This window comes from Streptomyces anandii JCM 4720 (assembly GCF_014650655.1).
Classification (GTDB): Bacteria; Actinomycetota; Actinomycetes; order Streptomycetales; family Streptomycetaceae; genus Streptomyces; species Streptomyces anandii.
This window is the reverse complement of sequence record NZ_BMVJ01000037.1, coordinates 33,039-43,964: the sequence shown is the minus strand read 5'-3', so window position 1 is coordinate 43,964 and position 10,926 is coordinate 33,039. Positions and strand designations below refer to the sequence as shown.

Genomic DNA, 10,926 nt, shown 5'->3' with positions numbered 1-10,926 from the left:
CGGGTGATCGGATCCCAGGACATGTCCACCAGCTGCGCGGGCCTGCGCCCCGCCGAACGGGACTCCGTAGCCGTCATGTCCGTGTGCACCTCGTCTTTCTCAGGGGCGCCAGTGCGGGTCGTAGCCGCTGGTCAGCGCGGACTCGTTGTGCCGCCACCGCGGTTCCTTGTTCAGCGCCATGCTGGTGATGCCACGCATCCGGCGGATGAAGGCCCCGTAGGGTTTGATGAGCACGGACGACAGGCTGCCGCCGGTGGGTTCGTCCATGAAGGGCATGAAGGCGTCGGGGAAGCCGGGCATGGTGCAGCCGATGCAGATGCCGCCGACGTTGGGGCAGCCGCCGATGCCGGCCATCCAGCCCCGCTTGGGCACGTTGCAGTTGACGACCGGACCCCAGCAGCCCGTCTTCACCAGGCACTTGGGCGAGTTGTAGTCCCGGGCGAAGCTCGCCTGCTCGTAGTACGAGCCCCGGTCGCAGCCCTCGTGGACCGTCTTGCCGAACAGCCACTGCGGGCGCAGCATCTCGTCCAGCGGCGGGGGCGGCGCCGAACCGGCCGCGTGGTAGAGCACCCAGGTGAGGGTCTCCATGAAGTTCTCGGGCTGGATCGGGCAGCCCGGCACGTTGACCACCGGCAGCGCGCCCGCGGACCTGAAGTCCCAGCCCAGGTAGTCCGCGAGGCCCATGGAGCCGGTGGGGTTGCCGGCCATCGCGTGGATGCCGCCGTACGTGGCGCAGGTGCCGGCCGCGACCACCGCCCACGCCCTGGGAGCGAGCTGGTCGATCCACCAGTTGAGGGTGAGGGGTTCGCCGGTCTCCAGGTCGTTGCCGAAGGAGGTCCAGTAGCCGTCGCCCTCGATGATGTTCTGGTTGGGGATCGAGCCCTCGATGACGAGGATGAACGGGGTGAGGTCGCCGCGGGCGGCCGCGCGGAACGGCGCGAGGAAGTCCTCGCCGCCGAGGCTCGGTGAGAGCACCTTGTTGTAGAGGTTCACCTTCGGCAGCCCGGGGACGAGTCCCAGTACGACGTCCTCGATCGCCGGCTGCCCGGAGGCCGTCATCGACACGGTGTCGCCGTCGCAGCTCATGCCCTCCGAGATCCACAGGATGCTGATCTCGTCGAAGCCGTCACGCTCCTGGGCCCTCGCGGGCTGCTCGCCGACCTGAGTGGTGCCGCTTTCGGTGGTCATGTCCTCGGCCTCCCCTGGAGACGGTCGCGGAATCGGTCGTAGGCGGCGGCCACCGGGCCGAGCGCGGTGAGCGCCGGGGGGTGGTCGGGGGCGCCGGGGTGCGGGCGGGTGGGAGCGCCCTGCTTGGCCTGGTCCAGCAACCGGCCCAGTTCGTCGAGGTCCTGTTCGGAGACGTGGTCGCGCAGCTGGGGCATCATCTCGCCCTCTTCCTCGCGGATGTGCTCCTCGACCTCGCGCCTGAGCTGGGCCATGAGCTCGGCCTCGCGCTCGTCGCCGGAGGGGAGTTTGTCCAGGGCCAGCAGCAGCTTCTTGACCGCCATGTGCTCCGCGAGGTGCTCGTCGATCTGCTCCGCGCCGTCCGGCAGCACCTTCCTGGCCATGGGGTAGACCATCATCTCCTCGAGCGCCGCGTGCTTGGACAGCTCGCGGATCACCAGCTCGACCACCCCGCGCCGCTGGGTGTCGGAGGCCGCGGCGTGATAGTCGCGGAACAGCTGCTCCACCATGCGGTGGTCGTGTTTCAACAACTCGATCGCGTCCATCGCACCTTTCCTCGGGGGAGGCGGCGACCTGCGGCCGCTTCGGTTCCGCGGCCGGGGTTCCGCGGCCGGGCACGGGCAGCGCACCTGCGGGCACGGCTGCCCGTCCGTGCATCAGGCTGGCCCCGCGCACCGCCGGCCGCCCGCTGTGGGGGGCCGGTGGAGTGAAGCGGGTGCGCGGGGGCGGTGGGATCAGGTGCGGTGCACGGCGTGACGCTGCAGGAGGTCGCGGGCCCGGTCGAACGGGCCGAGCAGGGGCGCCGCCAGTTTGTTGGCCGCCTCGTTGTTGACCCAACGGTGGGGGCGGGTCGGTGCGTAGGCCTGGGTCAGGCGGACCTCGGCGCCCAGGATCCGCAGCCGGCGGCCGCTGACCGCCCGGCGCAGCGCCGCGAACTCCTCGCGCTCCTCGCGGGCCGCGTGGGCGAGCACGGCACGGCGGGCCTCGCCCAGGCGGCGCAGATATCCCTTGCCGTCGGGTCCGGTGTGCAGCAGGGCGACGAGGAGCTTCTTCGCCTCCTTCTCCTCCTGCCGGCGGCGGGCCGCGAGGGCCCCTCCGGAGGCGAGGACGCGGCGGGCCACCGGATGGACGTGCGCCTCTTCGGCGGCCTCGTGCACCGCGAGCAGCCGCATGAGCCGTTCGAAGGCCCGGCGCCGGCCGGGTCCGGGCAGCGCGGCACGGTAGAAGCCGCGCCGGATCTGGGTGTGCTGGCGGGTCAGGATGTCGACCGCGTCCTGTTTCATCAGCGCGAGAGCCATGGTTCTGCCTCCGTCTCACCGGGAGTGCCCGGGGAGCCGCCGGCCGTCCTGGGGGATCGGCGGCGGCGCGGTCGGTCGCGCGGCGGCTCCCCGGAGGGTCCGAGCGGACGAAGTACCCCGGCCCGGCCGTGGCACACGCGTGTTTCCCGCTCCCCGCCGGTGGCACCCGGAACAACCCGAGGTCAGGAGGAGACGATGCGTACACCGGGCGACGGCACGTCATCGGGTGCGGGCCGGGTGGGCGACGCCGCGGCCCGTCTGGGCCAGGACGCGGCGGAGCTGGCGCGCCGCGAGGTCAGGGCGATGCAGGGTGATCTGGTGGCCGGGCTGCGCGAGTTCGGGGCGGGCGGGGCGCTGCTCGGCGGGGCGGGCGTGTGCGGGCTGCTGGCCCTGTGGGCGGCGCACGAGACCGCGCTGCGCGCGCTGGAGACGGTGATGCCCCGCGGCCGTGCGGCCGCCGTCCTCACCTGCGTCTACGGCACCGGAGCCGCCGTGCTCGCCCTGGCGGCCCGCGACCGCGTGAGCGCCGCCACCGAGGCGGCCGCCGAGGCGCTCGACAAGCAGGCGGACGAACTCGGCACGACCACCCCCGGCGACACCCCGGGCGCCTGAGCGCCCCGGACGACACCACTGGCTGATGAGCATGCGGACGGCTTCCGACGGCATCCCCGGCGCATGCGCATCCGGACGGCACTCGTGGCACATGAGCGCCCCGGACGGGACCCCGGGCACCCGAGCCGCGCCACCGGGCGCGCCCGGCCTCCCGGCGGGTCAGCCCGCCAGGAGGCTCCGGCGGATGTGGGTGCAGGTCCGGGTGAGGAGGCGGGAGACGTGCATCTGGGAGACGCCGATCACGTCGGCGATCTCCCGCTGGGTCATGGAGCCGAAGAAGTACAGCTGGAGGATCCGGCGTTCCCTCTCGGGCAGGGCCCGGATCACCGGGCGCAGGGCGATGAGGTCGGTCGCGCGGTCGAGCGCGGGGTCCTCCCCGCCGAGGGTCTCGGCCAGCGAGACACGGCGTTCGGCGCCGTACTGCTCGTCGATCGAGAGCGGGTTGCGGGCGCGGTCGGCGGCCAGCGCCTGGCGGATCTCCTCCTCGCTGATGCCGGTGAGCCGCTGGATGTCCCTCACCGTGCCGCCCCGGCCGTCGCCGCGGCGGCTTAGCTCCTCCTGGGCGAGCCGGACCCGCCGGTGGCGGTCCTGCAGGCGGCGCGGCACGTGGAGCTCCCAGGTGTGGTCGCGCAGATGGCGTTTCACCTCCCCGTCGATGGTCGGCACGGCGTAGGACAGGAAGGCGTGCCCGAGGCGCGGGTCGAAGCGGTCGACCGCCTTCACGAGACCGACGCAGGCGGCCTGGTAGAGGTCCTCCCTGCTGTCGACGGGCGAGCCGTACCGGCGGGCGATGCGGCGGGCCATGGGCAGGAAGGCGACGATGGCCGCCTCGCGCAGCCGGTCCCGCCGGGGCCCGGGGTGGCACGCGGCCATCCGGTGCACGAGTTCCTCCTCGTCCGACAGGCCGTCCGGCCTCCGTTCGCCGTCCGGCCTCCGTTCGACGTCCGGCCTCCGTTCGCCGTCCGGCCTCCGTTCGCCGTCCGGGCCGGGCGGTCGTGCCGAGGTGCCGGGGTGCTGGGTGTCGACCATGCGTGCGTTCACGGCCGGCGAGTGCCCACAGTCCTTTGCCCCATGCAACGGTTGCGACCATTGCACAGTGCAATGTTCAATGGAGGCATGACGGTTCCATCCGCACAGGAGTCCTACTCGTTCGTCTGCCTGCGCTGTGGCCACGCCTGGGAGGGCACGTACGAGATCCGCCACTCCCGGGACGCCCAGGGCCGTGCCCGTACCGACTACTACGTGCGGTGCGTCAAGGTGCCCTCGCCGCTGACGGCCAACACCTGCCGGGTGTGCCGGGGCAGGACCATCCGGATCCTGCGCTCCGGACTGGTCAGCTCGGGGCGCTCCTGCACGGACTGACCGACTCCCGCCCGGGACGCCCGGCGGGCGTCACACGTCCCGCTCCGGCCAGCCGAGGAGGCGGGCGCCGATCACCGCCGTCTGCAGCGTGTAGCGGTGCACGGGGTCGGCCGGATCGGCACCGGTCAGCTTGTGGATGCGCTCCAGCCGGTAGGTGAAGGCGCGCACGCTCAGACTGAGCCGGCGGGCCGCCTCCGCCGCCGTGCAGCCGGCGTCGAAGTACACGGTCAGCGTGTCGAGGAGCGGCTGCGCGCCGCCGCGCGCGGTGCGCAGCGGACCCAGCGTGTCGCGGACCAGGTCGGCCATGGCCTGCCGGTCCCGGGTCAGCACGGGATAGACCAGCAGGTCCACGGCCCGCAGCACGGGCTCGGGAAGATCGAGGCGCTCGGCGAGGTCGAGGGCGTTGAGCGCCTCCTCGTAGGAGTGGACCACTCCCCCGGCACCCGGGTGCGGGCGGCCGATGGCGACCCGGCCGCCACCGGTGGCCGCGTACGCCTGCTTGGCGAAGAAGGACAGGACCTCGTCCTGGTCGCCGGGGGCGACGCAGACCAGCCGCCCCTCCTTCGTGGCGACGAGTACGCGGCGCTCCCCGAAGCGGGTGACCAGCGCGGTCTCCACCTGCCGGGTGGCCGGGTGCGTGTCGTCGACCGGCCGGCCGCCCTCGGCGACCGCCACCGCGTGGGAGCCGGAGAAGAGCAGCCCGTAGCGTTCGGCCCGCTCGGCGAGCCGGCCGAGGTCGCTGCGCCCGTAGAGCAGGTCGTCGACGAACTCGCGGCGGCCCGCCTCCTCCTGGCGCATCGCGAGCCGCTGGGCCCGTTCGTGGCCCTCCGCGAAGGCGTCCACGGCCTGCTCGACCACCGCCAGGACGCGGTCGAGGCCGGCGGCCGCCAGGGCGGGCGAGGAGGCGCGGGTCTCCGCCAGGTGGCGGCGCACGAGGGTGCGCAGCCCGTGGCCGGCCTCCGCGGCCCGCTCCCCCTGGGCGCGCAGCGCCTCCAGTTCCTCGCGGGTCAGCCGGCGGCCGGTCCCGCAGACGTCGGCCAGGATCCGGGCGTACCCCGTCAGATAGTCGTCGGGCACCTCTGGCCGTGTCACTGACTCTCCCCCGCTCATGACGCGTCGTTGGCGTTTTCTTAACGCACGGCGCGCGCCGGTGACAAACCCCGGCGGGTGAGCGGGTCCGGCAGGAAGGGTGCGCGGACGTTGCCGGAATCCGGCAGTGCACGAACGCCCCGCCCGCTGCCACGATGGGTCCCGGCAGGAACGGGGGAAACACCCGGTGCCGTGCTACGGAAGTTCCGGCACCGGGTCCCCCGCCTCCCCCGCACCCCCGCCGGGCCCTCGCCAGGCCCCGCGCCCACTCCCCCGCCGAGCCCCGGACGGCACCCCTTGGATGATCGACATCCCTGTGGGGTTAGCATATGAGCGCCTCCTAGCTCGAAAGATAGATCTGTGACTGTCAACGACGACTCGTTCACCAACTGGAAGAACCGCGAGGAGATCGCGGAGTCGATGATCCCGATGATCGGGAAGCTGCACCGGGAACGGGACGTCACCGTCCTGCTGCACAGCCGCTCCCTGGTGAACAAGTCGGTGGTGAGCATCCTCAAGACCCACCGGTTCGCCCGCCAGATCGCCGGTGAGGAGCTCTCGGTCACCGACACGCTGCCGTTCCTCCAGGCGCTCACCGCCCTCGACCTCGGCCCGTCGCAGATCGACATCGGCATGCTGGCCGCGACGTACCGGAGCGACGACCGGGGCCTGTCGGTCGCGGAGTTCACCGCCGAGGCCGTCGCGGGCGCCACCGGCGCCGACAAGATCGAGCGGGGTGAGGGACGCGACGTCGTCCTGTACGGCTTCGGCCGCATCGGCCGGCTGGTCGCGCGTCTGCTCATCGAGAAGGCCGGCTCCGGCAACGGCCTGCGGCTGCGCGCGATCGTCGTGCGCGGCGGCGGTGACCAGGACATCGTCAAGCGGGCCTCGCTGCTGCGCCGCGACTCCATCCACGGCCAGTTCCAGGGCACGATCACCGTGGACGAGGAGAACAGCACGATCCTCGCCAACGGCAACGAGATCAAGGTGATCTACGCCGACGACCCGAGCTCGGTGGACTACACGGCGTACGGCATCAAGGACGCCATCCTCATCGACAACACCGGCAAGTGGCGCGACCGCGAGGGGCTCTCCGGGCACCTGCGGCCGGGCATCGCCAAGGTCGTGCTGACCGCGCCCGGCAAGGGCGACGTGCCCAACATCGTGCACGGCGTCAACCACGACACGATCAAGCCGGACGAGCAGATCCTGTCCTGCGCCTCCTGCACCACCAACGCGATCGTCCCGCCGCTGAAGGCGATGGACGACGAGTACGGCGTGCTGCGCGGCCACGTGGAGACCGTCCACTCGTTCACCAACGACCAGAACCTGCTGGACAACTACCACAAGTCCGAGCGCCGTGGCCGCTCCGCACCGCTCAACATGGTCATCACCGAGACCGGCGCCGCCTCCGCCGTCGCCAAGGCGCTGCCCGACCTGAAGGCACGCATCACCGGCAGCTCGATCCGCGTGCCGGTGCCGGACGTCTCGATCGCGATCCTCAACCTCCAGCTCGCCCGCGAGACCACCCGTGAGGAGGTCCTGGACTACCTGCGCAACGTCTCGCTGACCTCGCCGCTCAAGCGCCAGATCGACTTCATCAGCGCGCCCGACGCGGTCTCCAGCGACTTCATCGGCTCGCGCCACGCCTCGATCGTCGACGCCGGCGCCACCAAGGCCGAGGGCGACAACGCGATCCTCTACCTCTGGTACGACAACGAGTTCGGCTACTCCTGCCAGGTCATCCGCGTCGTCCAGTACGTCTCCGGGGTGGAGTACCCGACGTACCCGGCGCCGGCGGTCTGATCCCGACCGACCGTACCTTCCGGGCCGACGGCGGCCGGCTCCCCCACGGGAGCCGGCCGCCGCTCGCGTACCCGGGACCCGCCTCGGTCGCCGGCCGCGCCCCGTGTGACACTGCGCGCATGATCCGCACCGCGACCCCCGCCGACGTCCCCGTCCTCCATGCGCTGATCCGCGACCTCGCCGCCTACGAGAAGGCGCCCGACGAGGCGCGGGCCACGCGGGAGCAGCTCACCGAGGCGCTGTTCGGGGCCCGCCCGGCCGTCTTCGCGCACGTCGCCGAGGACGAGCGGGGGGAGGTCGTGGGCTTCGCCCTGTGGTTCCTCAGCTTCTCCACCTGGCGGGGGGTGCACGGCATCCACCTTGAGGATCTGTACGTACGCCCCGAGGCCCGCGGCGGCGGTCACGGCCGGGCACTGCTGACCGAACTGGCCCGGATCTGCGTCGCCCGCGGCTACGAGCGGCTGGAGTGGTCGGTCCTCGACTGGAACCGCCCGGCCATCGGCTTCTACGAGTCGCTGGGTGCCCGCCCGCAGGACGAGTGGACGGTGTTCCGGCTCACCGACGAGGCGCTCGAAGGCCTGGCTTCGCGGGCGTGACACGCTGGTGAGGTTGTGCCGCCGCCCGGTCCGCGCCACCCTCGACACAGCGGCGGTGTCCGGGCGCGGTACAGGGCGCCCGATGGGAAAATGATCCCGTGGGAGCCCGTGGGAGCCCGTGGGAGCCCGTGGGGATCCTGCCCGTGGATGAGGGTGATGGCATGGGCGTCAGCGGTGCGGCGAGCAGGTCGGATCCCGGGGATCCGTTCGACATCACGACGACGGCCGTAGCGATCATCGACGCCGGGGGGCTGGTCGTTCACTGGAGCAGGGGGGCGCAGAACCTGCTCGGCCACCCGGCCGACGATGTGCTGGGCCGGCCCGTGGGGTCGCTGTGGGCGGGGCGCGACCCGGCGGCCCTCGCCTCCCGGCTGCGGCGCATCGACCGGGGCTGGGACGGGGTGGTCTCCGTACGGCACCGCGCGGGCCACACGGTCCGGCTCGCGGTCCGGGTGTGCCCGCTGTTCGGCGCGGACGGCGGCCTCGACTGGCTGGTCGTCGCCTGTGACGTGGCGGCCCGGCGACGCCGCGAGGTGTACGACGGTGTGGCCCGGGGCCTGCTGCGGGAGTCGCCCATAGGGATCGCGGTGCTGGACACGCAGCTGCGCTGCCGCTGGGTCAACAGCGAGCTGACCGCGCTCGAAGGGTTCCCCGCGACCACCGTGCCACCGGCCGAGGACGGCGCCGACGGGGACGCGGCCGGCGCCGAGGTGCGGCGGACCGCCTCCGTGGTGAGCCGGCACGCGCGGCAGGTGCTGATCTCCGGGCAGTCCCAGGTCACCCTGGAGCACGTGCCGCCGCGGCACGGCACGCCCGGCCGCCGCAGCCACGGGCACTCCAGGCTGCGTTCCTTCTTCCCGCTGCGGGACGGGGTGGGGCGGACGCTGGGGATCTGTTACGCCGTCCTCGACGTGACCGGCCAGGACCCGGCGCGCGAGCGGCTCGCCCTGCTGAACGCCGCCAGTGAGCACATCGGCACCACGCTGGACCTGGACCGTACGGTCCAGGAGCTGGCGGAGGTGCTGGTCCCGCAGGTCGCCGACTTCGTCGCCATCGACCTGCTCGACGCCGTGCAGGTGATGAAGGCCCGGCCGGCCGGAGCGCCGCACGGCGGGGCCACCCTGCGCCGGGCGGCGCACCTGTCGATCCAGGAGGACCAGCCCGAGGTGATCGTCGGGGTCGGCGAGCCCACCCACTATCCCGCCCGGTCCCCGCAACGGCGCTGTCTGGCCACCGGCAGGCCGCACGGCGAGCCCGTGGGGCCGTCGACGCCCTGGCTCACGGACGACCCGAAGCGCTGGCAGAAGATGATCAAGCTCGGTGTGCACACGCACCTGGTCGTGCCCCTGCGGGCGCGCGGAATCACCATGGGCGTGGTGACGCTGCTGCGCTGGAAGAACCCCGACCCCTTCGACGACGACGATCTGCTGCTGGTCGAGGAGCTGGTGGCGCGGGCCGCGGTGTGCGTGGACAACGCCCGGCGGTTCGCCCGTGAGCACCAGGCGGCGCTCACCCTGCAGACGAGCCTGCTGCCGCCGAAGCTGCCCGAGCACAGCGCCGTCGAGGTCGCCCACCGCTATCTGCCGGCGGACGCCGAGGCGGGAGTGGGCGGGGACTGGTTCGACGTGATCCCGCTGTCCGGTGCGCGGGTCGCCCTGGTGGTGGGCGACGTGGTCGGGCACGGTCTGCACGCGGCGGCCAGCATGGGCCGGGTGCGCGCGGCCGTGCAGACGCTGGCCGACCTCGACCTGCCCCCGGACGAGCTGCTGGCGCACGTGGACGATCTGGTCGTACGGCTGTCGGACGAGGCGGAGGCGTCGGCCGAAGGGCCCGTGGTGGTGGGCGCGACCTGTGTGTACGCCGTGTACGACCCGATCGCGCGGAAGATCATGGTGGCCCGCGCCGGGCATCCCAGCCCCGCGATCGCGCATCTGACGGAGCCCGTGGAGTTCCCGGACGTCCCCGCCGGTCCGCCACTCGGGCTGGGCGGTCTGCCGTTCGAGTCGGCCGAGATCGCGGTCGAGGAGGGCAGCGTCATCGCGCTCTACACCGACGGGCTGATCGAGGCCTCCGACCGGGACGTCGACGTCGGGATGGAGCGCCTGTGCTTCACCCTGGCCCACCCCGACCGGCCGCTGGAGGAGATCTGCGACATCATGGTCCGCACGCTGCTGCCGGACCGCCCGCGCGACGACGTGGCCTTCCTCATCGCCCGCACCCATGTGCTGAGCTCGGACCGCGTGGCCTCGTGGGAGGTGCCGGCCGACCCCGCGGCGGTGCACGTGGCCCGCGACGACGTGAACGAGCAGCTGTCGCGCTGGGGCCTCGAGGAGGCCGCGTTCACCACCGAGCTGATCGTCAGCGAACTGCTCACCAACGCCATCCGGCACGCCTGCGGGCCGATCCATCTGCGTCTCATCCTCGAAACGGCCCTGATCTGCGAGGTGTCGGACGCCAGCAACACCTCCCCGCGCCTGAGGCGGGCACTCGGCACGGACGAGGGCGGCCGCGGCCTGTTCCTGGTCGCCCAGGTCGCGCAGCGCTGGGGCACCCGTTACACGAGTTCGGGCAAGACGATCTGGGCGGAGCAGCAGCTGCCGGGCCGCGCTTAGAGCCTGTAAGGCGGACAGGCCCGGCGGCCCGGCCGCCTCACGTTCAGCGGTCCTCGCGGAAGTCGACGTGCCTGCCCGCCACCGGGTCGTACTTGCGCAGCACGAGCCGGTCGGGGTCGTTGAGACGGTTCTTGCGCGTCACGTAGGTGACGCCGGTCCCGGCGGTCGACCTGAGCCTGACGACGGGACGCACGGTGCTTCGTGCCATGGATTGCTTCTCCTTCCGGCCGGACCCGGGGGTGACCCGGGCATGTCAGCCATGCGCGTCAACAGCGGGGCCGGCGGCGGCATTCCCGCCGGGGTGGCCGGCCGGGCCTCCCCGGGCGTCACACATCGCGCACAGCGGTCGCCGGTCCCGGAACCGCA

The 10,926-nt window shown here is 72.8% G+C and carries 11 protein-coding genes; 5 read left to right on the top strand and 6 right to left on the bottom strand.

Going from position 1 to position 10,926, the window contains the following annotated elements; all coding sequences use genetic code 11:
* Positions 1-99: 99 nt before the first annotated feature.
* The 3 genes from IE249_RS34270 to IE249_RS34260 all read right to left on the bottom strand — a co-directional run bounded on the left by IE249_RS34270 (position 100) and on the right by IE249_RS34260 (position 2,483).
* Positions 100-1,188 (bottom strand): NADH-quinone oxidoreductase subunit B family protein, encoded by a 1,089-nt coding sequence (locus tag IE249_RS34270; protein WP_189711211.1) that lies wholly within the window; start codon positions 1,186-1,188, stop codon positions 100-102.
* The gene (locus tag IE249_RS34265; RefSeq protein WP_189711208.1) at positions 1,185-1,730 is read right to left on the bottom strand and encodes a hemerythrin domain-containing protein; all 546 of its coding nucleotides are present in this window, start codon (positions 1,728-1,730) and stop codon (positions 1,185-1,187) included. Before IE249_RS34265 ends, IE249_RS34270 begins: the two co-directional genes overlap by 4 nt.
* 189 nt (positions 1,731-1,919) lie before the next feature.
* On the bottom strand, positions 1,920-2,483 hold the full coding sequence (locus IE249_RS34260) for a hemerythrin domain-containing protein (RefSeq protein WP_189711206.1): 564 nt from the start codon (positions 2,481-2,483) through the stop codon (positions 1,920-1,922).
* A 195-nt stretch (positions 2,484-2,678) separates the two neighbouring features.
* On the opposite strand from IE249_RS34260, the gene IE249_RS34255 reads away from it, so the two are divergent.
* Positions 2,679-3,095 carry a phage holin family protein gene (locus IE249_RS34255; RefSeq protein WP_189711204.1) on the top strand — a complete coding sequence of 139 codons (417 nt, stop codon included), beginning with the start codon at positions 2,679-2,681 and terminating at the stop codon, positions 3,093-3,095.
* A gap of 159 nt (positions 3,096-3,254) precedes the next feature.
* Here the strand turns inward: IE249_RS34255 and IE249_RS34250 are convergent, their stop codons facing one another.
* Positions 3,255-4,136, bottom strand: coding sequence for a SigB/SigF/SigG family RNA polymerase sigma factor (locus tag IE249_RS34250; protein WP_229859933.1), 882 nt, complete (start codon positions 4,134-4,136; stop codon positions 3,255-3,257).
* 75 nt (positions 4,137-4,211) lie between these two features.
* Here IE249_RS34250 and IE249_RS34245 point away from each other — a divergent pair, with 75 nt between their 5' ends.
* Positions 4,212-4,457, top strand: a complete 246-nt coding sequence (locus IE249_RS34245) for a hypothetical protein (RefSeq protein WP_189711203.1) — start codon at positions 4,212-4,214, stop codon at positions 4,455-4,457.
* Positions 4,458-4,487: 30 nt separating this feature from the next.
* On the opposite strand, the gene IE249_RS34240 is transcribed toward IE249_RS34245, so the two are convergent.
* A complete protein-coding gene (locus IE249_RS34240; RefSeq protein ID WP_189711201.1) occupies positions 4,488-5,567 on the bottom strand; it encodes a PucR family transcriptional regulator in 1,080 nt (359 codons plus the stop codon).
* A gap of 339 nt (positions 5,568-5,906) precedes the next feature.
* On the opposite strand from IE249_RS34240, the gene IE249_RS34235 reads away from it, so the two are divergent.
* The 3 genes from IE249_RS34235 (at position 5,907) to IE249_RS34225 (ending at position 10,560) form a co-directional block, all read left to right on the top strand.
* A complete protein-coding gene (locus tag IE249_RS34235) occupies positions 5,907-7,352 on the top strand; it encodes a glyceraldehyde-3-phosphate dehydrogenase (RefSeq protein ID WP_189711199.1) in 1,446 nt (481 codons plus the stop codon).
* A gap of 119 nt (positions 7,353-7,471) precedes the next feature.
* Complete coding sequence (locus IE249_RS34230; protein WP_189711197.1) at positions 7,472-7,948, top strand: GNAT family N-acetyltransferase; 477 nt, start codon at positions 7,472-7,474, stop codon at positions 7,946-7,948.
* 143 nt (positions 7,949-8,091) lie between these two features.
* Positions 8,092-10,560 (top strand): SpoIIE family protein phosphatase, encoded by a 2,469-nt coding sequence (locus IE249_RS34225; protein WP_308434436.1) that lies wholly within the window; start codon positions 8,092-8,094, stop codon positions 10,558-10,560.
* Between the two features lie 43 nt (positions 10,561-10,603).
* On the opposite strand, the gene rpmG is transcribed toward IE249_RS34225, so the two are convergent.
* Positions 10,604-10,768, bottom strand: coding sequence for a 50S ribosomal protein L33 (gene rpmG / locus IE249_RS34220; RefSeq protein WP_189711195.1), 165 nt, complete (start codon positions 10,766-10,768; stop codon positions 10,604-10,606).
* Between the last annotated feature and the right edge of the window lie 158 nt (positions 10,769-10,926).